The sequence below is a fragment of the Pseudarthrobacter sp. MDT1-22 genome, from assembly GCF_054511035.1.
Genome location: NZ_JBTNDK010000008.1, coordinates 146161 through 172855, shown reverse-complemented (window position 1 = coordinate 172855; position 26695 = coordinate 146161). Strand labels below are relative to the sequence as shown.

General features: G+C 62.9%; 18 protein-coding genes and 1 pseudogene. 3 read left to right on the top strand and 16 right to left on the bottom strand.

Going from position 1 to position 26695, the window contains the following annotated elements; all coding sequences use genetic code 11:
• Positions 1 to 99: 99 nt before the first annotated feature.
• The 10 genes and pseudogenes from ACX80M_RS09060 to glf form a co-directional block, all read right to left on the bottom strand.
• Positions 100 to 726: a helix-turn-helix domain-containing protein gene (locus tag ACX80M_RS09060; protein WP_459309415.1), complete on the bottom strand. Its 627-nt coding sequence runs from the start codon at positions 724 to 726 to the stop codon at positions 100 to 102.
• Positions 727 to 875: 149 nt separating this feature from the next.
• Positions 876 to 1286: pseudogene (locus ACX80M_RS09055) on the bottom strand (IS21 family transposase); the annotation flags it as partial.
• Between the two features lie 283 nt (positions 1287 to 1569).
• A complete protein-coding gene (locus ACX80M_RS09050; protein ID WP_459309414.1) occupies positions 1570 to 2028 on the bottom strand; it encodes a hypothetical protein in 459 nt (152 codons plus the stop codon).
• Positions 2029 to 2663: 635 nt separating this feature from the next.
• Positions 2664 to 3815 carry a non-hydrolyzing UDP-N-acetylglucosamine 2-epimerase gene (gene wecB, locus ACX80M_RS09045; RefSeq protein WP_459309413.1) on the bottom strand — a complete coding sequence of 384 codons (1152 nt, stop codon included), beginning with the start codon at positions 3813 to 3815 and terminating at the stop codon, positions 2664 to 2666.
• The gene (locus ACX80M_RS09040) at positions 3812 to 4903 is read right to left on the bottom strand and encodes a polysaccharide biosynthesis C-terminal domain-containing protein (protein ID WP_459309412.1); all 1092 of its coding nucleotides are present in this window, start codon (positions 4901 to 4903) and stop codon (positions 3812 to 3814) included. Before ACX80M_RS09040 ends, wecB begins: the two co-directional genes overlap by 4 nt.
• Before the next feature lie 28 nt (positions 4904 to 4931).
• Complete coding sequence (locus ACX80M_RS09035) at positions 4932 to 6881, bottom strand: DUF6541 family protein (RefSeq protein WP_459309417.1); 1950 nt, start codon at positions 6879 to 6881, stop codon at positions 4932 to 4934.
• Positions 6882 to 7101: 220 nt separating this feature from the next.
• Positions 7102 to 7827, bottom strand: a complete 726-nt coding sequence (locus ACX80M_RS09030; RefSeq protein WP_459309411.1) for an ABC transporter ATP-binding protein — start codon at positions 7825 to 7827, stop codon at positions 7102 to 7104.
• Positions 7828 to 8709, bottom strand: a complete 882-nt coding sequence (locus ACX80M_RS09025) for an ABC transporter permease (protein WP_459309410.1) — start codon at positions 8707 to 8709, stop codon at positions 7828 to 7830.
• Complete coding sequence (locus tag ACX80M_RS09020) at positions 8706 to 10721, bottom strand: glycosyltransferase (protein WP_459309409.1); 2016 nt, start codon at positions 10719 to 10721, stop codon at positions 8706 to 8708. Before ACX80M_RS09020 ends, ACX80M_RS09025 begins: the two co-directional genes overlap by 4 nt.
• Positions 10718 to 11905, bottom strand: a complete 1188-nt coding sequence (gene glf / locus ACX80M_RS09015; RefSeq protein ID WP_459309408.1) for a UDP-galactopyranose mutase — start codon at positions 11903 to 11905, stop codon at positions 10718 to 10720. Before glf ends, ACX80M_RS09020 begins: the two co-directional genes overlap by 4 nt.
• A gap of 189 nt (positions 11906 to 12094) precedes the next feature.
• Between glf and ACX80M_RS09010 the strand changes: the two genes are divergently transcribed.
• On the top strand, positions 12095 to 16165 hold the full coding sequence (locus ACX80M_RS09010; RefSeq protein WP_459309407.1) for an FtsK/SpoIIIE domain-containing protein: 4071 nt from the start codon (positions 12095 to 12097) through the stop codon (positions 16163 to 16165).
• A 14-nt stretch (positions 16166 to 16179) separates the two neighbouring features.
• Here the strand turns inward: ACX80M_RS09010 and ACX80M_RS09005 are convergent, their stop codons facing one another.
• Complete coding sequence (locus tag ACX80M_RS09005; protein WP_459309406.1) at positions 16180 to 16617, bottom strand: hypothetical protein; 438 nt, start codon at positions 16615 to 16617, stop codon at positions 16180 to 16182.
• Between the two features lie 231 nt (positions 16618 to 16848).
• On the opposite strand from ACX80M_RS09005, the gene ACX80M_RS09000 reads away from it, so the two are divergent.
• Entirely contained in the window at positions 16849 to 17097 is a 249-nt protein-coding gene (locus ACX80M_RS09000) for a WhiB family transcriptional regulator (RefSeq protein ID WP_003804966.1), read from the top strand.
• A 103-nt stretch (positions 17098 to 17200) separates the two neighbouring features.
• Here ACX80M_RS09000 and ACX80M_RS08995 read toward each other — a convergent pair whose 3' ends face one another.
• Genes ACX80M_RS08995 through ACX80M_RS08980 form a run of 4 tightly spaced genes read right to left on the bottom strand, consistent with a single transcriptional unit; the run spans position 17201 to position 25555 of the window.
• Positions 17201 to 18670, bottom strand: a complete 1470-nt coding sequence (locus ACX80M_RS08995; protein WP_056343739.1) for a sensor histidine kinase — start codon at positions 18668 to 18670, stop codon at positions 17201 to 17203.
• Positions 18671 to 18698: 28 nt separating this feature from the next.
• Positions 18699 to 23552 (bottom strand): NAD-glutamate dehydrogenase, encoded by a 4854-nt coding sequence (locus ACX80M_RS08990; RefSeq protein WP_459309405.1) that lies wholly within the window; start codon positions 23550 to 23552, stop codon positions 18699 to 18701.
• 57 nt (positions 23553 to 23609) lie between these two features.
• Complete coding sequence (locus ACX80M_RS08985) at positions 23610 to 24917, bottom strand: AAA family ATPase (RefSeq protein ID WP_252576541.1); 1308 nt, start codon at positions 24915 to 24917, stop codon at positions 23610 to 23612.
• Entirely contained in the window at positions 24914 to 25555 is a 642-nt protein-coding gene (locus ACX80M_RS08980; RefSeq protein WP_058931940.1) for a hypothetical protein, read from the bottom strand. Before ACX80M_RS08980 ends, ACX80M_RS08985 begins: the two co-directional genes overlap by 4 nt.
• Before the next feature lie 152 nt (positions 25556 to 25707).
• Between ACX80M_RS08980 and ACX80M_RS08975 the strand changes: the two genes are divergently transcribed.
• On the top strand, positions 25708 to 25923 hold the full coding sequence (locus ACX80M_RS08975; RefSeq protein ID WP_459309404.1) for a helix-turn-helix domain-containing protein: 216 nt from the start codon (positions 25708 to 25710) through the stop codon (positions 25921 to 25923).
• Positions 25924 to 26036: 113 nt separating this feature from the next.
• Here ACX80M_RS08975 and ACX80M_RS08970 read toward each other — a convergent pair whose 3' ends face one another.
• The gene (locus ACX80M_RS08970) at positions 26037 to 26609 is read right to left on the bottom strand and encodes a hypothetical protein (RefSeq protein ID WP_459309403.1); all 573 of its coding nucleotides are present in this window, start codon (positions 26607 to 26609) and stop codon (positions 26037 to 26039) included.
• Between the last annotated feature and the right edge of the window lie 86 nt (positions 26610 to 26695).

The window sequence follows — 26695 nt, the reverse complement described above, 5'->3', positions numbered from 1 at the left end:
GCCACCGCAATGGCGGCCTTCACGCCAACCGCGCAACCGCTTCCCGCGGCTGCCTGACCAAAAAGAAACTACGCGACTGTCTCACATCCTTGACACACCTCAGGCCAACGGCACCCGGGCCGCGGGGGCGAACACCGGGGACGCGCACTGGACCAACCCGGACCGGGCGCCCGCCCGCTCCGCGGACCGGTCCACCGGTGCCGGCAGAACCGGCAACCCCTCCTGGAGGGCCTCCGCCACCGGCGGGCCCGGGCGCGCAGCACCCGCATCTTCCGGGGCAGAGGCTTCCATGGCCAGGGTCCGCCGGACACTGAATTCGGAGACACCCACAGCCGTTCCAACAGCGCGCAGGGACAACCCGGTCGCACGCAGGGAACGGATCTGGGACATCACGGCTTCCGTCAGCCGGCTGGGCCCTTTCGGGCCGGACTTCTCCGGAGCCAGGCCCAGCACCCCGCCCGCGCTCAGGTCCTGACGCCACCGCCATAACGTGCCCGGATCCACCCCGAACGCGGCAGCGACCTCAGCGACCGAACCGGCCTTGATATCCGCCAGTTTGGCCGCCGCGAACCGGCGGGACACCCCATCCACGGCATCCCACACATACGAGAGCTCGCCATGGACGAAAACCCGGCCGCCGTCCTCGTCCTCCACCAGCGACGCAACAGCGCCGATCAGGACAGCACCGGCGTCCATCGAGGCAGGCAGGGGCAGTTGAGCAGTCATCACGCCCATCATCCCACCCCACCCCACACGACACGATTTCTTGTCTAGATTTTATCGCATCGATGGGAAAATTAACACCCCGCAGGCAACAAAAACACCGGAATCACGCTGAAGTCACTCCAACGCATCGGACCATGTCCAGAGTCCTGGGCCTTGTGCCCGACCCTTGACGTCGCCCCCGAGACGGCGGCGTGTTCGCCATAGAGGCGGCAGAACCGGTCATAGCTCATCGTTGCCTGCGCCATGGACGCTGCGTCGACATACTCCTGGTGCAACAGCTTCAACGTCACCCCGACCCGGGCCAACTCAGTGTGAACCCGGGGCCAGTCCGGCTGCGCGAAGACGCTCTCATGAACGCCGCGGCCGGGGAACACGGCCGCATACACCTCGGCTTCCGACAGCTCCGCGACGTCATCCCAGACGACGCCGAGCCGGTCCGCTGCATCGAGCACCGCCTGGACGCTATTGCGCGCGATGCCCTGCGCCGAGGCGATCGACCTGCCTGATAAACCCTGATTTCGTAACTGCAAGACAAGTTTCGCCTTGATCTTCCGTACCATTACCGGTACTCCTCCCACCACGTGGCCATCACATGGTGGGAGGAGCTTTTCAGGTGGCTCTCAACCACGCCAATCGTGGCTCTGAACGACACGATCCGTGATCTGGGCAGGTGGCTCTGAAGCGCACGGCAGGTGGCTCCCTTGGAAGCCAGTATTCACTGATAGCGGAACAACGCGATCTTTTCCGCCCGGTCCTTGCGGGCCAGGGGTCCGCGGTGCGGCTCGGATTCCGTCATGGGTCACTGTCCTTGTCAAATGTCAGGAAACGATGGCCCCGGCAGGATCAGCCGGCGCTCCTCCTACCCTTGCCGCCCGGGGTACCAGGCATAAGGGCCAGCTCGTGTTGGACCCGGTCCTGCCATCGGCCGGCGCTGAAGAAGAACGGACCCGCAACGGCGAGCCCTGCCGATTGCCACGCCACGGTGGCGACGGAAAACCGGGCCGCAAGCACGCCCGCATACGCCGCCACCGCAGCCAGCGCCCGGCCAGCCGGTGCCGGGGCAGGGGCAGGCCAGAGTCCGGCCGCGTCCGCGCCGTCACGGTGGGAAAGGGCGGTGAACACTTCGGCGATCGGGCCGGCGGAAGCGGCGAATGCGCGCAGCCAGCCGCGCACCGTGGACGCCGGCCGGCCCAGCCACGCCGCGATCACCCCGTGCCCTGCCCCGCTGGCAGCCTTGGCCTCGATGGCGGAGGCGATCACTTCGGCCGTATCGGCCCGCCGGGCCGCCAGATCCACGCCCAACAGCACATGCGTGGCCGAACAATCCGCGCATCGCCCCCGGCGCGGACGTCCGCGCACCAGGGCCAGGTCCGTGCCGGTGCCGTGCCGGATCAGCCGTTCCCGCGCCCAGCCCCACGGGCGCAGCCTGCCCCTGCACCCAGGACAGGCCAACCGCCAGCCAGATCCGACTCGACAGAGACAGCCTCATGATTTACCGTGAGCATCGGCGCGGCCTTTACGCGTCAGAACGGCCGGCGTGGTGCTTCGAAACTCCCACGCCGGCCGTTCGCCTTATCCGGACGTCGTCAGCCTGACGCCGCCGACGGCACTAAATCAAGACACCACGGGAAAAACCTGCATCGTCATCGACAAAGACGCCCCTACCGCCAAACACTGCGACGCGTAACACGCACTCCCCGAATCCATGATTAGGAGGGGAATTGCCCGGCCTGATTCTTAGCGCTCTTTTGGCAGGAAACCAGCCACCAAATCAGCCGGATTTCTCGGCTGAAACGGCCTACAGATAGTCGATCACACACAGAACGGGGTCGGTAGCTGCGCCTGTCGCGTGGCCGCCTTGGTCCGGTAGAGAGATTCGTTAGAAGCAGAAAGCCACTCCGGACATGCCGGAGTGGCTTTCGTAGCGGTAAACGATGTCACCGATCGATGTTAACGAATATTCCTGTGCGCTGGTGATGGGTGTGGGCGGTGGACCGTATAAAGTTCACTGCCCTCCTCGACGTGTCACTGATCTGGTAGTCTGCCGGAATACCAGGCCGGCCATCCGTCTCGTACTGGTCCAGGACAATATCAATGGCATCGACAATTGCTTCTGCCTTCACGCCAGTAGTAATAATCGCGGCTGTGTCGAGCGACTCCGGACGTTCAATTGCGTCCCTCAAAGTGACTGCAGGGAAGCCCAATAGGGAAGATTCTTCACTGATAGTGCCGCTATCCGACAACACCAGTTTGGCTTCCTGCTGAAGCTTTACATAGTCGTTGAAGCCAAACGGCGGGTGGAAACGCAATCCACGCTTAAGTTCTTCGGGTTGGTCGTCCAGCCGGTTACGCGTCCGCGGATGCGTCGAGACGAGGACCGGAAGCCCATGGCGCTCACTGACCGACTGAAGCGCCTTGAGAATCTCCGCCAGACGCTCGGGACTATCGACATTTTCCTCACGGTGCACGCTCACCATGAAGTAGCCACCGGGCGTAAGGTTCTGCTTTTCGAGAACGTCGCTGGCCGCGATGGCATCAGCATTGCCCGAAAGGACCTCCTTCATGGGAGACCCAGTCAGCAGAATCCGCGACGGATGCAACCCTTCGGCGAGCAAATTCCTGCGAGCATGTTCGGTATACACGAGGTTGTAGTCCGCCACATGATCGACCAGTCGACGGTTCGTCTCCTCAGGGACATTTTCGTCGAAACAACGGTTGCCCGCCTCCATGTGATAGACAGGGATGCGCAGGCGTTTCGCCATGAGCGCGGAAATGCAGCTGTTGGTGTCGCCCAAGACAAGCATTGCATCCGGCTTTTCGGCTAGGAGCACTTGCTCGGTCTTGGCAAGTATTGAACCGAGGACGGCCCCCAGCGACGTTGTGTCGGCTTCCAAGAAGTGGTCGGGCTTCCTGAGGCCTAAATCCTCAAAAAAGACCTCGTTCAGTTCATAGTCGTAATTTTGGCCAGTATGTACCAAGACGTGATCCGTGCTGCGGTCAAGCCGCCGAATTGTAGCCGCCAACCGAATGATCTCGGGCCTCGTGCCTACAATGGTCAATACTTTTAGCCTGCGGCCAGCGTCGGTCATACTTCCTCCGGGAAAGTGTCGGGAGAGGCTGGGTCAAATATTTCATTGATCCAGAACATGGTGTAAAGCTTATCTGATCCGGTATTAGTGATCTTGTGTGACCACATTGTCGGCATATCGATGGCTACGGGATTCGCGCCTCCCACGGGGAACGTCAATACCTCATCGGAAAACAGCTTCCGCATAGAAATTTCGGCTGTCCCTGCAAGTACCGTGAAACGCTCAATTTTTCGCCGGTGGTAGTGCTGCCCTCTGGTCACGCCGGGCTCAGTCGTTGAAAATGAGGACTGTCCTTCCCCACCTGCGCTTCGGATTACCTCAAAAAAGGCCCCTCGAGCGTCTTCCTTCCGGTCCAAGGGGATGGGAAGACGATCGCCGACCAAGAATGAACGATAAGTGTTGAACAAATCGCGCTCAAACGAGTTGGAAATATCCGGAATGGTTCCCTTGGAGTAAACGCTTGCCATTTCTTGAATGAGCGAAGCAATCTCGCTCACACGCCGACTGGTTGCGAGCCGAAGGGAATCCTCGGGCTCGTGCAGACCCAGGAGTATCTCGGCCGCCACCTGAGCGTGCAGAAGCAACAGGTCTTTGTCGTCCTGGACCATAATTGGTCTTCCTTGGGCCGCGAGCTGGCAGAAAGTAGCAACCACTGAGTTGTAAAAAGGAACACCATGCTCGCCGAAGAGGTTCGGGAGCCTGACATCAACGAATCGGGAGTCGGCCTGCTCCGCTGCCCGCCTTAGAATTTCTTCGGCCTCTTGCTTGCCCTTGCCGTAAGGGCTATCGTTACCCGCCTGAATGGAATTGGCGTAAATCACCTTGTGCGGCCTCGTCGATGCCAGGTCCAGTGCGGTGGCCAGTTGCTCAGCGAACCGAATATTGCCCTGTCGGACGTCATCATCATCGCCCCGGTTCACTCCCGCCACGTGCACCAGAATGGTCGCCCGTTCCAGAGCGTCAACCGCGGAGCCGACGTCGAACTTGTCCCCAAGGGCCAACGCTTCAGTCTGCTCGCCGAGGCTCTCCGCCAATACGCGCGTGTGCCATCCGAGGAAACCGTTGCTTCCTGTTAAGACGATCGTCATTCCTGAATCCCTTTCACCCTTGTGTAACTCACTGCCCACACGCAGTCAGTTTGTAAATTTTCGCCTGCCCTTCGGAGTCCACGAGCGTTGCAACTCCTGCCTCCTCAAGGTTATCCAGACCCCTGAAACCGTTGTCACCCCCGTGCACTTCGCGATGACCAAAATCGAGCACGTAGCTCAATTTAAGCCGCTCAACAATCGGGCAGACTGATGGATCTGTTGCAGCAGTATTCAACCCGGTATAGAGCTTCTCCGAGCCGGGACGCAACTCGCTGAGTATATGGAATTGGACGACGTCGCGGCCTGTAAACGCATATGCCAAGGCGCTTCCATTCCATGGATTCCCAACAAGTATCGCGTCTTCAGGAAGTTCGTTATTAATCCTCATAAGTAAGGCCATCTCATCTGCGGAGACCAAAGGCGAGTCGTTCGTCAGCTGGTAGGCAACAGAGGCGGAAATGGCGGCCTGACGGACATTCGCCTGCTGCGTGCCGGCCACCAAAATACCTGAAACAGCCAGTCCCACAGCCACGGCGACATACCGTGGCGTTTCACGGGGTTTGTCCTCCACCGACGAGTGATTCGTAAACGGGAAGGAAGCAAACACTGGAACGACAAATCTGTCCCAGCCGCGGACCGCTCCTATTACGGCAAGAGGCAGGACAACTATAGGGAGCAGGGATGCAAGACGCGGCGGATCATTATACCACACTCCGGTGAAGAACGTCCGCACTTCGCCAAACGGGAACGACGCAACGACGACAAAGAGACCGGAAATAACGACGTACATTCCCACGAGCCAGAGGTGGCTGCGCCGCAAGATCAGCGACATGAGGCCAGCCACGGCCAGGACCATCACAACCCACGAAACCGGACGTCCAATTGTGGAACTTGTAATCACCTCACCGATCGCCCTGCCAGTCGTTTCGACTGGAGGCCAGAACGCCGCTATTTCGGGCGGTCTGATCGTCTTCCACAGGACCGCAACCATGCCCAGTCCGATGAGAAGCAGCAAAATCATCCCCGGCACGATCAACGACGGTCTGCTCGACCGCCGCGCCACGGTGGTTGTAAGCCTGGTCCACAGGATCAACAACGGCGCCAGTAGCATCGCCACCAGCGCCATAGCGCTGCTCGGGTGCGCAAGAGATATCCCTGGAAGCACGGAAAGAAACAGGAGCCAGCGCACGGGCTTCGACTCGACGGCGCTGCTCGCCAACCCCATCGCCTGTATGGCAAGTCCCACTGCCACTGGCAACAGTGCGTTGCCCAGGAAGTTCGGGTAAAGGACACCGAAGTCCAGCAGGAGCAAGGGAAAGGCGCCAAATCCTGCGGACAGGATACCGGCGGCAACGCTGACGACAACCCGGTTGCCAAGAGTCTTGTGAGCGAGGAAGATGCACCCAAGCGGCCACACAAAAGCGCCGACGACGATGTTGACAACGTTCACGGATACCGGGATTTCGGAGCCCGTTATGGAGGCAACGAGCGCGACGAGATCGTGCCAGGCTGCGGGATAAAATCCGCCACCTGTCATTGAACTCACTGTGATGGACGAGCCCGATCCAGTGTCGAGAATATAGCGGACTGCGTTTAGGTGAAAGACGTTGTCAAACGTCTGTGAGAACCCCTCCGGGCGGCCGAAGGCCGCAACAAGCCGTCGCCCAATGAGAAATGCGGCGGCAAGCAGCGCAAGCGCATGACCCACACCAACCCACCAATTGATGGAATGGAATCGATAGTCGGGAGCCTTGAACGTGCCGCCGAAACGGGACGTTATGACCAAAGCAATAGCTGCAATCACCGCGGTTAGCACAAGAACAGGCAGAAGTGACAATTTCATGTTTGCAAGCGGCGCGAGTAACGCCGAGACTGCGACAATCGACACCGTGATCGCCGGGGCAATGGCGACCAGCGCCATCCCACGGGCTCGACTTGCCCAAGCGACGAGCGCCCCAGGCACAAATAACAACCCCATCGCCACCACAACAAGCGGGCCTACTGACCACCACGACAAGGGAATCCTCCAACTGATCTTAATATACGAGTGCAACCGACAAGTCACGTCAGTGTCATGGCCGCCCACCGAATCATACGCGACGCTTATAAACCAAGCCTGCGCGCAGGCGCCTGGGCCACTTTCTTGGCGCGTCCAAAATGCCCGTCTGACGACCTGGCGTGATGGTGTACGTAACCGCTCAGGCGCGCAGGAGGGCTACAGCCTCGTCAATCGGTCCGTCGAACATCAGGTTTCCGTGCTCCAGCAGAATTCCTCGGGCACAGATGCGGGAAACCAGGTCGAGATCATGGCTGACCACCACGAGTGTCTTGCCGTTCCGTGCCAGTTCCCGGATCTTATCGATGCATTTCCGTTGGAAAGGCTCGTCGCCGACGGCCAAGATCTCGTCGATGAGGAACACCTCCGGGTCGGTGTGGACCGCGACGGAGAATGCCAGCCTCAGATACATGCCAGAGGAGTAGAACTTGACCTCGGTGTCGATAAACTGGCCGATCTCAGAAAACTCGACAATATCGTCGAATCGGTCATTGACCTGCTGTTCGGTCATGCCCAGGATGGCGCCGTTGAGGAACACGTTGTCGCGGCCGGAAAGGTCCGGGTGGAATCCCGCCCCCACTTCGATCAGGCCCGCTACGCGGCCCCGAGTCCGCACCGTGCCGGAGTCCGGCAGCATCACGCCTGAAATGTGCTTCAGCAGCGTGGATTTTCCGGATCCGTTCAGTCCGAGGAGCGCGACCGTTTCGCCTGTCTTCACTTCCACCGAGACGTTCTTCAGGGCGTGGAATTTCTCCGACAGGTCGCCCTTCCGCCCCTTGGCTAGCCAGACCACGGCCTCCTTGATGGACCGGGTATGGCGCAGCACGAACTGCTTGCTGATGTCAGAGACTTCGATTGCGTTGACCACTCACAGCTCCTGCGCGAAGCGGCCCTCGAGCCGCCGAAAAGTGAATTGGCCCAGAACCAGGACCAAGAGTGCAATTGCCAGTCCCACAGGTGTCCAGAGGCTGAACAGATTGGGAGGCATGGCAGCGGATCCATCTGTCGTCGGGAACCAGAAGGCATAGTGGAAGAGCTCGACGCCGATCGTCACCGGATTTGCCTGGTAGACGGCGAACGCAGTTGTGCCGAGTTTCTGCTCAACCATGGTCCACGCGTACATCACGGGTGAGGCCCAAGTCGCTACCATCAGCAACATGTCCACGAGGTTTTCGGAGTCGCGGAAGTAGACGTTGGCGGCACCGAATAACAACCCCAGACCAGTTGCAAGCAAGCCAACAATCGCAAAGCCGGCAACGGCCGCAAGAAGCTGGAAGACGTCTGGGTGCCACCCAGCAAAAAGGCAGCCTGCCACCAGCACCACCAGCTGAGGGAAGAAGTGGACAGCCGAGACCCATACGGACGCAACTGGGAATAGCTCGCGCGGAAGATAGATCTTCTTAATCAAGTTGCCGTTGTTGACTATCGACCTGGCCGCATTGCCCAACGCCTCCGAGAAAAAATTGATCAGGACGATGCCTGAAAACAGGTAAACGGCGTAGTTGGACAGCCCGTCGGGGTTCCTCGGACTGCGTTCCAGCCCGAGGAACACACCAAGTGCCACATAGAAAACAATGAACTGCACACCGGGCTTAACGTAGGACCACAGGAGTCCAAGAACGGAACCGCGGTAGCGGACCTTGAGTTCCTTCCGCACCAACAGTTTCAGCAGAAAGCTGGACTGGCGAAGATCGCGTAGGCCACCGCCAAGTCCGGGCGTGGTTAGTTCCCCGGGACTGATCCCGCTCACTTGACCTCGTTCTGAGTGTGTTGCTCGAACGTCTTCCTCCAGGACTCAATCGACGTGAGGTCGTTCATTGCGGCCTTGTATTTCCGGCTGAGTTGCGGCCAGTCCTTGAGGAGTTCGGCGTGCAGGCGCGCGCTTTCGGCCAGCATCTTCCGGAGCTGCTTCGGATCGCGACGGTACCAGGACGCGCCGGTACCCTCTGCGTTGGACACCACGGCGCTGTCGAACTGGGCCATCCGCCACCAGCGGTTGTCTTGGTGGGCCACGGTGGCCTGCGGCCGCTCGGCGCTTGATCCGCTGACCGGGGAGGCCAACTGCCGGATCACGGTCTTGGCTGCCCAAGGAATCAGCGAGATCTTGGACGGTTGGGAGATCCCGTGTCCCCGGCGCGGAGGCTTGTCCATTTTCGGAGCCGGGAACTCGTCCGGGTCGGGGCGGAACACGGAATCAGAGTACCCTGACATCATTTCCCGGATCTGGGGCAGCTTGGACGGGAGCAGGTCCCGCAGCGCCTCCGGACCCTTCAGGATGTCCTCAAGGGCCCATCCACGGCCGTGCGCGGTGGCGTACTGCATCGACACCAGGTGCTTGACATCGATGTACTGGGATTCCCGGACGACGCGTCCACCATGTTCATAGGGGCTGTGCAGCAGCGCTGCAACCACCCGGTTACGGGCGTGGAAATAAGCCTGCCAACCAACCAGATCGTCTTTGTCGATCCAAGATACATGCCAGACGGCTGAACCGGGCAGAGAGACCGTGGGGACGCCATGAGCCTTCGCTCGAAGTCCGTATTCTGAATCGTCCCACTTGATGAATAGCGGTAGGGAGAGCCCGATTTCGCGAATCACCTTCGTCGGAATCAGGCACATCCACCAGCCGTTGTAATCCACATCGCAGCGGCGGTGCAGCCAGGACGTCTGGCGGAGGTTTGAGGACATGAAGTCGTGTCCAAGAATCATCTCTTCGTTGGGCAGCGACGGTTGGAACCGGTATGGGCTCACGACTTCGCCGAACGTATGAAGGACTGTCCGGTTGTACAGGTCGAACATGTGTCCGCCGACAATCGTAGGAGTCTTGCAGCGGTCCGCGAACGTCAGCAGCCTAATGATGCTTTCAGGCTCGACGACGACGTCATCATCCATCAGCAGTACGTAGTCGCTGCCATTCTCTACAGCTTCGAACATCCCCCGGGCAAAACCTCCGGAGCCTCCGAGGTTGGACTGGTTGATAATCCGCAGTTTCCCCTGCAGGGAATCCCGGACCTCCGAAAAGCCTTCCGCATCCGCAACCTTCTGGGATCCCTGGTCGACGATCAGGATTTCGTGGACGTGTTCCAGCGCCTCGCCGCTCTCAGCGAGAAGCCGCAAGTTGTTGAGGCAGAAGTCCGTCTTGTTAAGCGTCGTGATCTGCAGCGTCACCGATCCAGGCTGGCTTTCGGCCACCGGGCCCTGCCATTCCGCGTCCAGCATGACGAGCGGTTCCGAGCCGGCCACGAGATCGAACCAGTACCACCCGCCGTCGCCGAACGGTGCTAGGGACAGTTCGAAGAAATTCTCCGAAAAGCCCTCCACCCTGCGGGTGTCCACGCGCTGCAGCGAACCGCGCGCGTTCGACTTATAGACAATGACGGATCCGGTCCCTTGCGTGCGCACATGCAGGCGGACCTTCTCAACGCGGGTCCACCGGCGCCAATAGCTGGCAGGAAAAGCGTTGAAGTAGCTACCGAAAGAGACGCGCTCCCCGGACCGGACGGACGTCGAGAAGCGTGATAGAAAGTCCTCAACGTGAGCTTCCTTCGTCGGGCTGCTGAAGGCTTGCGGCTTCTTGGCCTTTCCGTCGCGGTCGCCGACAGTGGGCAGCTGGATACCGGTGGCCGTGCCCATGTCCATGTACAGCGGCACAGTGTCCATTTGGCTTGAACTGGGCAGGATAACGCGCTGGAGCGTATCCCAGCGTTCTTCGTTCGCCTGTGAGCTTTCGGTGCCGTTCGTGCTTTCAGTTGAGACACTCATGCGTCTACGCCTCCGCTTTCAAGCTTCGCTCCGCCTTCGAAATGAGGCCGAATCTGGTTGTCGAACATGGTCAAGGCTGAGCCTATGGCCATGTGCATATCGAGGTATTTGTACGTGCCTAGCCGTCCGCCAAAGAGAACGTCCTTCTCAGCTGCGGCAAGGTCGCGATACTTCAGCAGGCGTTCCCGGTCTGTGGGCGTATTGATCGGGTAGTAGGGCTCGTCGCCCTTTTCTGCGGCACGGGAGAATTCGCGCATGATGACGGTCTTTTCCGTCTGGTACTCGCGCTCGGGGTGGAAGTGGCGCGGCTCAATAATGCGCGTGTACGCCATCTCGGCGTCGTTGTAGTTGACCACCGACGTTCCCTGGAAATCTCCGACGTCGAGTACTTCCTTTTCGAAGTCGATGGTGCGCCACGAAAGGTCGCCCTCTGCGAAGTCGAAGTAACGGTCCACCGGACCGGTGTAGATCACGGGGATGTTGCCGACGACCTTGTCCTTGCTATATTCGTGCGACTCGTCGAAGAAGTCGGTGTTGAGCCGAACTTCGATGTTCGGGTGTTCCGCCATCTTTTCGATCCAGGCCGTGTAGCCGTTCGTCGGCAGGCCCTCGTACTTGTCGTTGAAGTACCGGTTGTCGTAGTTGTAGCGCACCGGGAGGCGGGAGATGATGCCGGCGGGCAGGTCCTTGGGATCGGTCTGCCACTGTTTGCCGGTGTAGTGCTTGATGAACGCCTCATAGAGCGGCCGTCCGATGAGCTGGATGCCCTTGTCGTTCAGGTTCTGCGGATCCGTCCCAGCGAGCTCGCCGGCCTGTTCCTGGATCAGCGCCTGCGCCTGGCCAGGCGTCAGGTTGGCGCGGAAGAACTGGTTGATGGTGGCCAGGTTGATGGGCAGTGAGTAGACCTCGCCCTTGTGAACGCCGTAGACCTTGTGGACGTAGTTCGTGAAGGTGGTGAACCGGTTCACGTACTCCCACACGCGTTCGTTCGAAGTGTGGAACAGGTGGGCGCCGTAACGGTGCACCTCGATCCCGGTCTGCTCTTCCTTTTCGCTGTACGCGTTTCCACCGATGTGGTGGCGGCGGTCGATGACGACCACCTTCAAGCCGAGCTCAGTGGCGGCCTGTTCTGCGATTGTCAGGCCGAAAAAGCCAGACCCTACGATGACGAGGTCAGCGGTCACAAAATCTCCTGGTTCGAATGCGGGCAGCGCAATGTTGCGCATTGTCTGCTGCACCAGCCTACCCGAGACCCCATCGTGACCTACTAATCCGGTGCTCCCGCCCTTGTCCACATACGGCACGTCGCCTCACGACACCGTCCCGCGTGATGGCTAGCTTAGAGACAAGCTGACCGTTAGGACTCACACATCATGTTGCTGCACTGCACGCTCGTTCGGAGCCCGGGCGCAGCTCTCCAGGAACCACCCGTGGAGCTGACCATCGAGGGTCGACACGGGGCTGCCGGTGCGGAACTGCAGGCCGCGCTGACGGCAAATTTCGGGACCGGGATTGTCTCTGTCGACAGCCAGAACGTCGCTGAGCTCAGGCTCGGACGGCCTCCGCTTGTCAACGGAGCCACGCTCGTCGACGGGGCGGACCTCACAGCGCGCAGGTTCCGGCCGCGCACCTCCGAGCCTCCAGCGTCACTGGCATTGGCCGTCCACAGCGGCGCCGGCGCGGGGACGGTTGTGCCGCTGCGGCGGGGCATGTACACCATCGGCCGCAGCAATGCCGACATTCTCATCCCCGACGCCGACCTTTCGCGCACCCACGCACGCCTGGTGGTCACCGAGACAGCCATCACGATTGTTGATCTGGACAGTGCCAACGGCACCGATGTGGACGGCGAGCGCGTGCGGAATGCCGTGATTTCGACCGGTTCCACCATTCGTTGCGGCAACTCCACAATGTCGTTGGTGTTCCTTGAGCGTTCGGGTGACGGCCTGGCGGACGCGGGGATGGATGTCGATGAGCCGTTGGTTGTCAGCCGGCGCGACGATCCCACGAACCGCGCGGCGCTGCTTCTGACGGCTGTGTTGCCGGTGGTCATTGGCGTGGGGCTTGCCGTCGTGACCGGAATGTGGATGTTCCTGGCTTTCACGGCCGTCTCGGCCATCTCCATCTTGGTGCCGGTGATCGGCGGGCGCCGGCAACGCCGCGATCTCGCTGCCGCGGTCAGAGCCGCGGTCACCCAGGACCAGGAACGACGACGGCGGGCCGCGCCGCCGCTCTCGGACCTGACCATCGGGGATACAACAGGTAGGGACCGTGCCGGGCCGCGCACCAGCAAGGGCATCTGGCTGCGGCTGGGCCAGGCAATCCAGCCGGCCAACCTCCGGTTCGAGCCCACGGATCCGGGACGCGCTGTCCCTTCAGCCGGCATGCTGCCACTAACGCTGAGTCCGGCCAGACCCCTCACCACCATCCGCGGGGCACGCGCCGCCGTCGACGGGCTGGTGCGCGCACTCCTGATGCAGTTTGCCGGCTATCCGCTGGGCCGGAACACCCGGGTGGTCGTCCACGGCAAGGCGGAGCATCTCCCCCTCGCCGCACGGTATCTGGACGGTGTCACGCTTTCCAGTAACTCCAGGACCATCGGAGCCTTGCTCGAACGCGGCGTCGGGCCTGCCCATGGACACGGACTGCTCCTTCTTGTGGACGGCACGGAGTCCTCGGCCAGGATCACAGCAACGGCCTTGGAACACGGTTGGCAGGTCATCCATGCCCCCGAAGACGGGTCAGCGCTGACGAATGCTGACGTGGAACTCGGTGAACGCTTGTCTGTGTTCAATGACGGTGATAACAGCATCCGATTCGCTCCTGATCTGGCGCCCATTGAGGTCTTCAACAGGTTTTGCCGTCGACTGGCGCGGGAGGCAAACCAGCCAGTCGGTGCGGGACGGTCCATCCCCACGTCCTGCCGGCTTGCAGAGCTGCTCCCCCACTCCACGCCCGAAACATCCAGGCGATGGTCAGCAAACAACAGCTTGCCCGGGCTTACCGTTCCCATCGGGCGCGGTCTTGAGGGTCTACGGACACTCGATCTCCAAAACGACGGACCCCACCTGCTGGTCGCCGGGACCACCGGCTCAGGAAAATCCGAACTCCTGCGCAGCCTCACTGTTGCTCTCGCCCTCAGCTACGCGCCGGACCGCATCACCTTCCTCTTTGTGGATTTCAAGGGCGGCTCCGGACTCGGCCCCCTGACCGGGCTCCCGCACTGTGTGGGTATGCTCACCGACCTGAGCAGCCATGAGCTCGAACGCGCCCTGCAGTCCCTCCGCGCCGAGATCAGATTCCGGGAACAGAGCCTTGCGGCAGTTCAGGCACCGGACCTGACGTCATTCCGGGCAACGTCGGCGGGCCGCGCGTCGCCGCTCCCCCAGCTTGTAATTGTCATAGATGAGTTCCGGATGCTGGTGGAGGATGCTCCCGAATCGCTCCGGGAATTGATGAGGATCGCCGCCATCGGCCGTTCCCTGGGCATCCACCTGATCATGGCCACACAACGGCCCCAGGGCGCGCTGACGGCGGACATCCGCGCCAACGTCACCACCAGCATCGCGTTGCGCGTCCAGTCGGAGATGGAATCCGTGGACATCATCAATTCGAAAGCCGCGGCCGGGATCAGCGTCGATACTCCGGGCCGGGCTTATCTGGCTCGCGGAACGGAGGCTCCGCTGGAGTTCCAGGCCGGATCGCTGACAGCCGGAGCCATCCGATCCGAACCCGCCGGAATCTCGGTATGGTTGGCGTCCGAGTACATCGATGCCCATGCAGTGCTGGGGGGTTCCGGATCCGCCGGCGATGAACCGACGCCTGCCGAGGCAACCGCCCCGTTGATAGCTTCCATGTCCGCGTTGTGGGAGACCATGAACCGTCCGGCCATCCGGAAGCCGATTGCTGCACCACTCCCCTGTCTCCTCCCCGAACCTGCAGGCTCGTCTACCCCCGGGACCGTTGAAGGCGACGCTGACGACCACGATGGCGCCAGTGACAGGACCAAGGCCGACGCCGGTGCCACCAGCTGGTCCGTAACGCTCGGCCTGATGGACCTGCCCGCCGAACAGCGAACCGCACCCTTGATCTGGGAACCTGCCGGCCACGGACACCTGGCCCTTGTTGGCGGACCGGAATCAGGAGTGCCCGAGGCCATCCTGCTGGCAGTCCTCGGTTTGGCATCCCACGCCCGGGAATCCCATTTGTATGTGCTGGACCCGGACAGTTCGTTCGTGGGGTTGGCTTCCCACTGCCGGGTGGGCGCCACGGCAGGACTGCACGAGCTTCGCCGTGCCGTACGCATCCTGGAGCGTCTGGCACGGGAGCAGTCACTCCGGCTGGGACGTGCCGCCGCTGACGACGAGATACCGCTCGTGCTGGTGGTCGCTGGCTGGGGATCCTGGCTCTCGGCCTTACGTGCCGGGCCGTTGGCGTGGGCCGAGGACGTTCTCCATGACCTAGTCCGGGATGGAAACCGGGCCGGTATCACGGTGATCATCTCGGGACAGCGGGAACTGGTCACTTCCAGGTTCTTCGCAGCCGTACCCAACCGCGTGTACTTCCCGACCGGATCCAGCGGCGACAGCCTGATTGCCTGGCCGAAACTGCCTCCAACAGCGCCCACGGTGGGAAGGGGCGTCGCTGTGGGCGCGCTGTCGGGTGGAAGAACTGCAGTCTGCCAGTTCTACACGGCTGCCGGCGCTGAGGCCGCGGATCCGCGGTTAGCCCAAGCGCCGGAGCCTTCCCTGCGGCGTCGACCATTCCGAGTGGAGCCCCTGCCGGCCGTGGTTCCGGCGGCCCGGATCCTGAACCGGGCGGCCCCTCAGATCCCGGCTGGACTGAAAGGCAGGATCCCACTGGGGCAGCGCGTCGTCCGCATCGGCGTGGGCGGCGACGAACTTGAACCGATATCCGTCCGGGTGTCTGCGGGCGGAGTGCTGGCGGTGCTGGGCGGCCCGTCGTCGGGCAAGTCGTCATTTCTCCGGCTCCTGCCGAGGGTCAACCCTGAAGCAGGACCGTGGCTAATGCCGGACCAGGACACCGAACCGGGTGCCTACTGGTCCGGGATCCTGCGCCAAGCCACAGCGGGCGGTCTGGAACGGAACCCGGTGGCATTGGTTGACGATGCGGACCTGTTGCTGCAGGACGTCACCCGTGACCTTGCCGACCTCAATACGCTTGGAATCACGGTGGTGATGACTGCGGGGTACAGTCCGATACTCGCCCAGCGGGTTCCGCTGGCGCTCCAGGCGCGCAACCTGGGCTGCGGCATCCTGATCGCGCCCCGGACGTCCATGGACGGCGACCTCTTAGGGGTCCGCTTCGAGGTGGAACCCAACCCGCCACCGGGACGGAGCGTTCTCATCCAGAACGGCCGCGCCACCGCCGTCCAGTTGGGCTGGGTACCGCTTGATCAGTCGAAGGACGGATTGGCCGCCTAAAGTGCCGGTGGTGCCTAGAACGCCGGAGGCGAATCGCCTGTCCGGGATGCGTAGCTGATGACGCGTCTGTCGAACAGGAGCACTATGGCCGCAAGCGCCGGCACCACCATGGCGATCCCCGCCCAAATGACGCCGCCGGTAAGGGTCGGGACGCCGATAGTAAGGACAAACAGCTGGGCGACCAGCGCCGCTGCCCTCGTCCACCGGCGCCCACGGAAGAGGAAGTGCCCCACCGAATAGAGCCAGGCCGAGAAAGCGAGCAAGAGGACCAGAGTAAATACGGCTCCCCAAAAAGACAGGACCGGTGCACCGGTCAGGAGTTCGTAGCCGTACCAGGCGGCGGTAACCAATAGCGCGGTGGCCTCGGCGGCAACAACAAGAGCTATCGCCACAATGCCGCGCGGGCGCGTGGATGGCGACGGATCTGCAGGGTTCGTGGGGGGTCTTGACACACTGGCACCCTACCGGAGATAGTCGGACAGTGGCGGGGGTCGGCAATGCCCGTGTGATGTATCGCTCAGCTATCCGGGGATTTCAAGCTGTATTACCCCTTGTTTACACAGCGTTAACATGACAGGCTTGACTGAGATGACCAAGGGGGCCCCTCAGGGCCCTTTTCCTTTGTAGCTACTAGTGAATTATTTCACAAAGAGCTTTTCCCAGAATTGGAGCAACTGATCAGCATGGATTGGCGTAACCGCGCGGCGTGCCTCGACAAGGACCCGGAACTGTTTTTCCCCGTAGGAAACACAGGGCCTGCCCTCCTCCAGATTGAGGAAGCCAAAAGCGTTTGCCGCCGCTGCCCCGTCGTTGACACGTGCCTCCAGTGGGCTCTCGAGTCCGGCCAGGACGCCGGCGTCTGGGGCGGCATGAGCGAAGACGAACGCCGTGCCCTTAAGCGCCGCGCCGCACGGGCCCGCCGCGCCTCCTAGGCTCGGTCCTTAAGGCCCTAGCACCAACAGCCTCACACAACGATGGCCGCAACCCTTCCGGGTTGCGGCCATCGGCTGTTAAGTCACGTGCAAGGTCTCCGGGCTACCTGGCCGCCAGGCTGAGGCGGATCTGGACAGCCGTTCCGCCGCCGTCGCGCGGGTGCCACGCGATGGTGCCGCCCAGCTCACTGGTGACCAGCGTGCGGACAATCTGCAGCCCCAGCCCCTCGACGTGCGGCGTATCCGGCAGTCCCACACCGTCGTCGGCAATGGTGACGGTCAGCAGTTCCTCGCCGTCTTCCTCCTCGGAACGGTCCGCTATGAGCCACACGGTGCCGGTCCGTCCTTCGAGCCCGTGCTCGACGGCGTTGGTCACCAGTTCGTTAATGACCAGTGCCAGCGGGGTGGCGAAGTCGCTGGGCAGTTCCCCAAACAGTCCGGACCGCTCGGTCTTGACCTGCTGCGATGGCGAGGCGACCTCTGCGGAAAGCCTGAACTGGCGGCCGATCAGCTCGTCGAAGTCAACGCTCTGCGCCAATCCCTGTGAAAGGGTCTCGTGGACCAGCGCGATGGTGGCCACACGCCGCATCGCCTGCTCCAGGCCCTGCTTGGCCTCGTCGCTGACCATCCGGCGGGACTGCATACGCAGCAGGGCCGCTACGGTCTGCAGGTTGTTTTTCACCCGGTGATGGATCTCGCGGATGGTCGCATCCTTGGTAACGAGTTCCATCTCCCGGCGCCGCAGTTCGGACACGTCCCGACACAGCACCAGCGCACCAAAGCGCTGCTGCTCATCCCGCAGCGGGATGGCCCGCAGCGACAGGCTCACACCACGGGATTCAATCTCACTACGCCACGGCATCCGCCCCGTCACCACCAGCGGCAGCGTCTCGTCCACCAGCCGCCGGTCCTTGAGCAGGCCGGCGGTCACCTCAGCCAGGGAACGGCCTTCCAGCGACTCGCCGTCGCCCAGCCGCCGGAAGGCCGATACCCCGTTGGGGCTTGCGTACTGCACAATTCCTTCGGCATCGAGCCTGATCAGGCCGTCCCCCACACGAGGCGCGCCGCGGCGCGAACCGGTAGGCGAGGCAAAGTCAGGCCACAGCCCCAGCGTTCCCATCCGGAGGAGATCGTAGGCGCACTGCCGGTACGTCAACTCCAGGCGGGACGGCATCCGGGAACTGGACAGGTCCATGTGGGTGGTCACCACAGCCAGGGTCCGGCCGTTGCGCACCATCGGCACAGCCTCCACCCGCAACGCCATGTCAGTGCTCCAGTTGGTCTCACTGGACCGCTCGATGGCACGGCTGCTCCAGGCCTTGTCCACCAGCGGCTGCAGGTCCTGCCGGATGGGCTCGCCCACAAAGTCGCCGTGGAACACGGTGTGCGTGGTGGACGGCCTGACGTGGGCCAGCGCCACATAGCCGTGATCCGGGTGCGGGAACCATAACGCCAAGTCGGCGAACGCCAGGTCAGCGACCATCTGCCAGTCGCCCACCAGGAGGTGCAGCCATTCGGCATCGCCCGGCCCGAAATCAGCGTGTTCCCTGATGGGGTCCGTAAAGATTGCCACTGCACCTCCAGTTACGACGCCGGGATTCCTAGCGTCGGACGATTGACCTCAAGAGCCTCAATGCTACCGACAGTGAGGCCATGTCGTCGGCCTCGAGCGAGTTGACCTCGTCAAACATGCTCTTTGCCCTACCCAGCTGCTCGGCATTCTGGCGTTCCCAGTCCTTCAGCCTGTCCTCCGCGGAGTCCCCTGACGCCGTCGACTCGAGTACCGCCGTCGTCATGTCCGACACAGTGGAATAGAGGTCATCCCGGAGTGCGGCCCTGGCCAGTGCCTGCCACCTGTCCTGGCGCGGCAGGCTGCTGATCCGTTCCAGCAGCCTGTCAGCGTGGAAGCGGTTGAACACTGTGTAGTAAACGGCCGCAATCTCCTCCACCGGCTCCTTACGGGCATGCACGATCTTGGCGATGTCCAGCAGGACAAAGCTCTCGAAGAGCTCCCCCCACCGGAAGGCAAGCCCCTCCGGGAGTTCCCACGCGCGCGCGGTCTCCAGCCAGTCCGCAACGCGGTCACGGTCATCGCCACGCAGGTAGTCCAGGAGCCGGGCCCGCATCGGGTCCAGGAGCGGCTTGAATTCGGCCACGGTGTCAGCGATGGGCCGGGACGTGCCGCCCTGCGCCAGCAGCCACCGGACAGCGCGGTCCAGCAGACGACGGATGTCCAGGTGGACGGTGCTCCAGTGCTCTGTGGGGAACGACGCCGGCAGGCTGTTCAGCTCCCCCACCATGGTGTTCAGGTCGAAAATCTCGCGGAGCGCCACAAAGGCCTTCGCCACAGCCACTTCCGTGGCCGACGTTTCCTCCATGGTCCGGAAGGCGAACGTGATGCCGCCCAGGTTGATCATGTCGTTGGCCACCACCGTGGCAATAATCTCGCGCCGCAGCGGATGGGTGTCCAGCTCGGCGTCGAACCGTTCGCGCAGCTGCTGCGGGAAGTACGCCCGCAGCGTCCCCCGGAACCACGGATCGTCGGCGAGGTCGCTGTCACGCAGCGCCGAGGCCAGCTCGATCTTCGCGTAGGCCGCCAGCACCGAGAGCTCCGGTGACGTCAGCCCCTGGCCCTGGCTTAGGCGCTCCCGCAGGGTTTCGGTGCTGGGCAGGGCTTCAAGGTCACGCTTCAGGTCAGCCGACTTTTCCAGCCAGTCCATGAGTCGCTCATAGCTGGGACTCCACTCGGCCACCCGCATCCGGTCGTTCAGGAGCAGGATGTTCTGGTCCACGTTGTCCTCGAGGACCAGCCGCCCTACCTCGTCCGTCATGGAGGCGAGGAAGCCTGCCCGTTCCTCCGGGGTCAGTTTGTCCGCAGCCACCATCCGGTCCACAAAGATCTTGATGTTCACTTCATGGTCGGAGCAGTCGACGCCGGCCGAGTTATCGATCGCGTCGGTGTTCAGGATGACCCCTTGCAGGGCGGCTTCGATGCGGCCGCGCTGCGTCATGCCCAGGTTTCCGCCTTCGCCAACCACCTTGACCCGCAGGTCCTTGCCGTCCACGCGAATGCTGTCGTTGGCCTTGTCACCCACGGAGGCGTTGGACTCGGTGCTGGCCTTGACGTACGTTCCGATCCCGCCGTTATAGAGCAGGTCGGCGGGGGCGAGCAGGATAGCGCGGAGAAGCTCCGGCGGGCTGAGCTCGGTGGTCGCCGCGGGCAGGCCCAGGGCCGCCCGGACCTGCCGCGAGACCGGAATGGACTTGGCCTGGCGGGCGTACACGCCGCCGCCTTCGCTGATGAGGGATTTGTCGTAGTCGTCCCACGAGGACCGCGGCAGTTCGAACAGCCTCCGGCGTTCCACGAACGACGATTCCGTTTCCGGTGCCGGGTCAAGGAAGATGTGCCGGTGGTCGAACGCTGCCAGCAGCCGGATATGCCGGGACAGGAGCATGCCGTTGCCGAATACATCGCCGGACATATCACCCACGCCCACTACGCTGAACGGCTGGGTCTGGGTATCAACGTCGAACTCGCTGAAGTGGCGCTTGACCGACTCCCAGGCGCCACGGGCCGTGATGCCCATGGCCTTGTGGTCGTAACCCACCGAACCTCCGGAGGCGAACGCGTCACCGAGCCAGAACCCGTATTCTGCGGCCAGCCCGTTGGCAATATCCGAGAACGTGGCCGTCCCCTTGTCCGCCGCCACCACAAGGTAGGAATCGTCGTCGTCGTGCCTGACAACGTCCGACGGCGGCACAACAGTTTCGCCCTCGGCTCCGGTGACGAGGTTGTCAGTGAGGTCCAGCAGGCCCCGGATGAACGTCTTGTAGCTTTCAACACCCTCCGCCATCCAGGCGGCACGGTCCGCGGCAGGATCGGGCAGCCGCTTGGCGAAGAAGCCGCCCTTGGCCCCGGTGGGAACGATGACCGCGTTCTTGACGGTCTGCGCCTTCACCAGGCCAAGGATCTCCGTCCGGAAATCCTCGCGCCGGTCAGACCAGCGCAGGCCGCCGCGGGCCACCTTGCCGAAGCGCAGGTGGACGCCCTCAACCCGCGGGGAATAGACCCAGATTTCGAACATCGGCCGCGGGAACGGCAGCCCCTCAATCCGGGCAGGATCGAGCTTGAAGCTCAGGTGCGTTTTGTACTGGTAGTAGTTGGTGCGGAGGGTCGCCTCGATCAGGTTCGCCAAGGTCCGCAGCACACGGTCGGCGTCGAGGGTTGCCACCTCTTCAATGGCAGCGGACAGCTCGCCGCGGGCTTTCTCCTGCGCCGCAAGGCGCTCGGTCCCGCTCAGGGCGGGATCGAACCGGGCCTCGAAAAGAGCTGTCAGGGCCTTGGTGACATCGGGATTGGCGAGCAGCGTGTCCGCCATGAAGCCCACCGAGTTGGTATTTCCCATCTGCCGCATGTACCGGGCATAGGCCCGCAGGACAGTGATCTGCCGCCACTGCATCCCCTCACGCAGCACCAGCCGGTCAAAACTGTCCGACTCAACGGCGCCGGATACGGCGGCACCGAACGAGTCAGCCAGCAGCTGTCCCGTGGCCAGCGGATCAATGCCGGCAGGGTATTTAAGCCCGAGGTCATAGAGGAAGAAGTCCCGCTGGTCAGCCGTCTCGATCTCAAAGGGCCGCTCATCCAGCACCTCGAGTCCCAGATTGTGGAAGAACGGCAGGATCTGGCTCAGGCTCTTGGGCTCCAGCATGTACAGCTTGACGCGGGCGTCCTCCTCCAGGACTTCACCGGCGCCCTTGGGCAAGTACACATGGACGCCCGGCCGTTCCTGCCTGGCACCGGCCGTGCGTTCGGCTTCGGCCCCGTATTTCTCGAACCGGGCGATGTCCTCCAGCGCGTCTTCGACCTCGTAATCCACCCGGTAGCCGGCCGGAAAAGCCTCCGACCAGATCGCGGCAAGCTCCTTCGCCTGCTCATCGGCGCCGCGTTCCCGCAGGACTTCAGCGATGCCCTCACTCCACGAACGGGCTGCCCGGACCAGCCGCGCTTCAAGCTCGTCGGCGTTGAAGTGGCTGACCTCGCTGCCCTTGGGCAGGCGGATCCGGAAGAACAGGCGGGCGAGGGCCGATTCTGTCATCCGCGCCTCGTAGTCGATGGACTCAGCCTTGAACGTGGTCCGTAATTCTTCCTCGATGCGGAGCCGGACATTGGTGGTGTACCGGTCACGCGGAAGGTAGACCACCGCGGACATAAAACGGCCGTAGATGTCCGGCCGGAGGAACAGCCGGGTCCGCCGCCGCTCCTGCAATCTCTGGATGCCGGTTGCGGTGGCCGCCAGGTCCTCGGTCTCGATCTGGAACAGCTCGTCGCGTGGGTACGTCTCCAGGATCCCCAAAAGGTCCTTGCCGGAGTGTGAGTCCGGCGGGTAGCCGGCATTGCCCAGCACGGCGTCCACTTTTTCGCGCACGACGGGGATGTTCCGGACGGATCCGGCGTAGGCACTGGTTGCGAACAGGCCGATAAAGCGGCGCTCGCCGTTGACGTTGCCGGCCGCGTCGAAACTCTTCACGCCAATGTAGTCAAGGTACGCGGGGCGGTGGACGGTGGACCGTGAGTTTGCCTTGGTGATCACGAGCGCCCGCTTTTCGCGGGCCTTTTTTCGGCCGGCGTCGGTGAGATGCTGCATATGCGGCGCGCCCGGCTTCGCCCGGAGCAGTCCGAGACCGCTGTCTTCACGCAGTTCCAGTACATCTTCACCGTCGACGTTGACGAGGTGGTACTCACGGTATCCAAGGAAAGTGAAGTTGCCGTCGTCGAGCCAGCGCAGAAGATCCTGCGCCTGCCGCAGTTCGGCAATCTGGGCCGGGTGGGACACCTGGTCGAGGCTCGCGGCAATCTGTCGGGCCTTGTTGCGCATCTTGGGCCAGTCTTCGACGGCGGCGCGCACGTCTCCCAGGATGCGGTCCAGCCCGTCCAGCAACGACGCCTTTGCCTCGTCGGAGACACGGTTGATTTCCACGGCGATCCACGACTCCATGTGGGAGGCGTTTTCGCCCTGCGCGATGAGGTGCGACAGCACAGGCATCGCGGCCGTATCACCGCTGGAGAGACCGATGTGGGACGGGACGCGGTCAACTTTGACCAGCTGTCCCGTTTCCCGGTTCCGGGTCACCACGAACAGTGGATGAAGCACAAGTCCGATGGCGGCGTTCTGGCGAACAAGCTCGGCGTTGACCGAGTCAACAAGGAAAGGCATATCGTCCGTGACGACGTAGACGACGCTGCTGTCCGCCTCGTTGACGATGGAAACCTTCGCCTGGCCCGGCTGCCGGTTCGCGGCGACACCGCGGTGGGTTTCCGCCCGGCTGGCCAGCACCTCCGGGGAATAAGTCCGGGCATCTTCTTCGGCAAGGTGCTGGTAATAATCCGCCAGGAACCCCTCCCGGTCACCAATAGCCAAGGCTTGATCCTCCACGCTGGATCCAGACGACATCAACAAACGCCTCCATCACAAGTTTGATGCTGCACCGTTGCAGCTCCTACGGTGAGCCTAGCCCTTTCGCCGAAGCCTCGGTGTGGAAGAAAATACAGAGGATCGGGAAGATCGCTGGACAGCTGCACAAACCAAATCGGCGATCGCCCGCCTGAGCTTGGAATCCGGCGCTGTTTCGAGCAGCAAAGAGCCGCCGAGCAGCGCGGCGTCAGCTGCGGGGCTGTCCGCCGGCAGGAAGGCTGCGATCTCCGCCGACGGGCCATACCGCCCCCACGCATCCTTCAGCTGTCGCTCCGGGGATCTCCCCACCGCCGCCGCCCGGACCTTGTTCATCACCACAACAGGCGACACGTGCGGCACTGCCAGCTCGAGCTCCGCGAGTCCGCGGACCAGCCGGGGAACCCCCACCGGATCGGCGGCCCCCACGGCATAGACGGTGTCCGCCAGTTCCAGGGTCCGCAGGGTCGCGGCATTCCGGCGCGGAGCCATCGTGTCGAAGCTGAGTTCCTCGTCCGCCTCCAGGCAGAAGCCGGTGTCCACAACCACGACGTCGGCAACCTCCTTGGCGCGTTCCAGCACCAGCGACAGTGCTGCTGCCCGTAGTTCGGTCCACCTGTCCGCCCGGGTGATCCCGGTCAGGACCCGGAAAGTTCCAAGTTTGGTGGTGACAGGTGTGGCCACCTTCAGCAGCGCATCGGCGTCGAGCAGTCCCTGGTCCGCAAGCCGGCAGGCCTGCGCGATCCCCGCAGATTCATCCAGCAGGCCCAGGACTGCGGCGATGCTGGCCCCGTAACTGTCGGCGTCGACGAGGAGCACGGATTTCCCATCCGCAGCCAGTTCCCCCGCGATGTTGGCCGCGACGAAGGTCCGGCCGGGTGAACCGGCGGGACCCCACACGGCAATGATCTTTCCCGCCCCGGAGGCCGGCGGCACGTCCGCCTGGGCTGCGGGACGCTGACGCAACGCAGCGCTGGTGTCCCCCAGCCCGCTCCCGAACGTTGCATCCCTGGCGGTGCCTGTCAGCTGGTCAACGGCCTCGGCAATCCTGCCGGCCAGGGCGGCGGACTCTACGCCGGTCAGTGCGGAGGCCACACCGATCCCGCGCAGCCTGGCAGCCTCGTCGGCGTCATCCGTGAGGGCGATGATCGCCACGCCCACGGCACCGAGCCGATCAACGAGCGAAGCAGTCAGGCCCTCGCAGCCGTCAGCCACAACCGCGGCCCGTGCCAGGCCGCTCTGGCAGGCCGCCAGCAGTTCCGTCAGTTCAGTGCAGCGACGGACCACCGTGACCGGACCGTGGAGCCGCTCCAACCCGCCCACCACGTCCTCGCGGGCCTGGCCCACAGTGACCACGGGGATACTCATGAGGCCCCGCCCGGGTTCCACACCACTGAAATCTTGGCCTGGTTCGCCTGCGCGCCGAGGATGGCCGGCATCTGGCCGTCGGCAACCAGCACCATCAGCACTGTATTGCGGGAGGACCCCAAGGCCGTGGAGCCGGCGGTCACCTGTGCAATTTCCGCGCCGGGCAGCAGGAGCTTCGGCTCACTGAAGCCGTTGCGGGCATCCGGCAAGGCAACCCAGACGTCCACCCGGGTCCCGGCAACCGCCTGCGGCGGCAGTGCTTCCTCAATGGTCACGGCCACGGGCTTGCGGTCCAACGAATCCACGGTGGCCAGACTTTCCTTGGGCACCAATTGGTTCTTGCCGATTCTTTGGACTGCGACCAACCCGTCGGGGAGCCCTGCTTCAACGGTGACGTAATGCTGTTCGGTCTCACCCAGGCGGACCTTGGCCCGGACCACATTGTCCGCGGTCAGCTTCTCACCCACCGCAATGGAGTCCCGGGCGGCGTAAACCTCGGTGGTCTGATCAGCGCTGCCAACCAGCGAGATCACTCCCACCACCGATGCCAGGACCAGCAGCACGCCAACCAGCAGCCGGGGATCCTTCCACGACGGCGGTTTCAGCCTGGCACCTGTAGTAACAGCATCGTGGCTCATGCTCTTCTCCCCCTAGCTCCGGTCCAGGCGGCTGGCTGCGTCCGGACACCTCATTGTTACGGCATGGGCCCCGGAACAAAAGTCAAAAGACCAAACAACATCAAACTGTGGATAACCGCACCAGATGACGCCTTCAATGGCAAAATGGAGCTATGCCCAGATTCCTGACTCTCGCCGATGTTGCTGAACAGCTGCAAATCAACTCGCCGGCGGCCTATGCCTTGGTCCGCAGCGGAGAACTGAAGGCCATCCAGGTGGGTGGGCGCGGGCAGTGGCGCGTCGAGGAAAAGATGTTGGAGCAATACATCGAAGAGCGTTACGCCGAGGCCAACCGCATGATCCTGGAAGCCAAAGCCAAGCAAGGCTGATTTTGGCTTTGCGAGTCAGCCCTCGCAACCGCTTGTCCGCTGAGTTTTTGTCCAGGTAATCGCCTCAACGGGCGGCAAAGTCCCATTAGGTGAACAAAGACTCCGGCCCGCGGCTACAGTTCCCCTGCACTCCGTGACCGCAGGGCACCCAGCGCCGCAAACGGAATCGTGGCTACCTGCCGAACCTGTGATGCACGCCGGGACTCCCCGGGGCTGACCAGCGCCAGGTCCAAAAAGTCACTGCCCACCCGGTCGATGACTCCGGCCAGCCCGGTATCCCTTTCCGGCGCGTGGCGCAGAGTGACTGCAAGTTCGGCCCGGTCCCGCGCCAGGCCCCGCAGCGCATGCGCCAATCCGATCCGGCGCCGCACCTGCGAAGTCTCGGCCACGGAGCCGCGGCCAAGGCCCGCATAGCGTGCCACCGCGCCGTACGGGACCAGGACCTGGCGACGCAACTCGTTCAGGACCAGCGCATCGGCGCCGGCATGGCTCAGGGTTCCTTCGAAGGCGCGCCCACACGCCAGGTACACGGCCACGTGGCTGTTCAAGGAACCCCGCAAGCGGTCGGCCAGAACGACGGAGGCCGTTTCCGCTCTTGCCCGCTCAGAGATCTCGGCATCGACGGCCAGCCGCTCGCCCTCGGCGAACTGTGCCTCCATATCACTGAACAGAGCATCCCAACGCATGGGGCCAAGCGTAGGGTGCGGGTTTGTTCGCGGTCAATTCACCAACGACTTCACTCCAGTCTCTGGACAAATCCAGCATAACTGCG

Bases quoted from the DNA above. Each gene is read 5' to 3' on its own strand.
- ACX80M_RS09060 (WP_459309415.1), bottom strand. From the start codon at position 726: ATGACTGCTCAACTGCCCCTGCCTGCCTCGATGGACGCCGGTGCTGTC.
- wecB (WP_459309413.1), bottom strand. From the start codon at position 3,815: ATGACCGACGCTGGCCGCAGGCTAAAAGTATTGACCATTGTAGGCACG.
- ACX80M_RS09040 (WP_459309412.1), bottom strand. From the start codon at position 4,903: ATGACGATCGTCTTAACAGGAAGCAACGGTTTCCTCGGATGGCACACG.
- ACX80M_RS09035 (WP_459309417.1), bottom strand. From the start codon at position 6,881: ATGGGGTTGTTATTTGTGCCTGGGGCGCTCGTCGCTTGGGCAAGTCGA.
- ACX80M_RS09020 (WP_459309409.1), bottom strand. From the start codon at position 10,721: ATGAGTGTCTCAACTGAAAGCACGAACGGCACCGAAAGCTCACAGGCG.
- ACX80M_RS09010 (WP_459309407.1), top strand. From the start codon at position 12,095: ATGTTGCTGCACTGCACGCTCGTTCGGAGCCCGGGCGCAGCTCTCCAG.
- ACX80M_RS09000 (WP_003804966.1), top strand. From the start codon at position 16,849: ATGGATTGGCGTAACCGCGCGGCGTGCCTCGACAAGGACCCGGAACTG.
- ACX80M_RS08990 (WP_459309405.1), bottom strand. From the start codon at position 23,552: ATGTCGTCTGGATCCAGCGTGGAGGATCAAGCCTTGGCTATTGGTGAC.
- ACX80M_RS08985 (WP_252576541.1), bottom strand. From the start codon at position 24,917: ATGAGTATCCCCGTGGTCACTGTGGGCCAGGCCCGCGAGGACGTGGTG.
- ACX80M_RS08980 (WP_058931940.1), bottom strand. From the start codon at position 25,555: ATGAGCCACGATGCTGTTACTACAGGTGCCAGGCTGAAACCGCCGTCG.
- ACX80M_RS08975 (WP_459309404.1), top strand. From the start codon at position 25,708: ATGCCCAGATTCCTGACTCTCGCCGATGTTGCTGAACAGCTGCAAATC.
- ACX80M_RS08970 (WP_459309403.1), bottom strand. From the start codon at position 26,609: ATGCGTTGGGATGCTCTGTTCAGTGATATGGAGGCACAGTTCGCCGAG.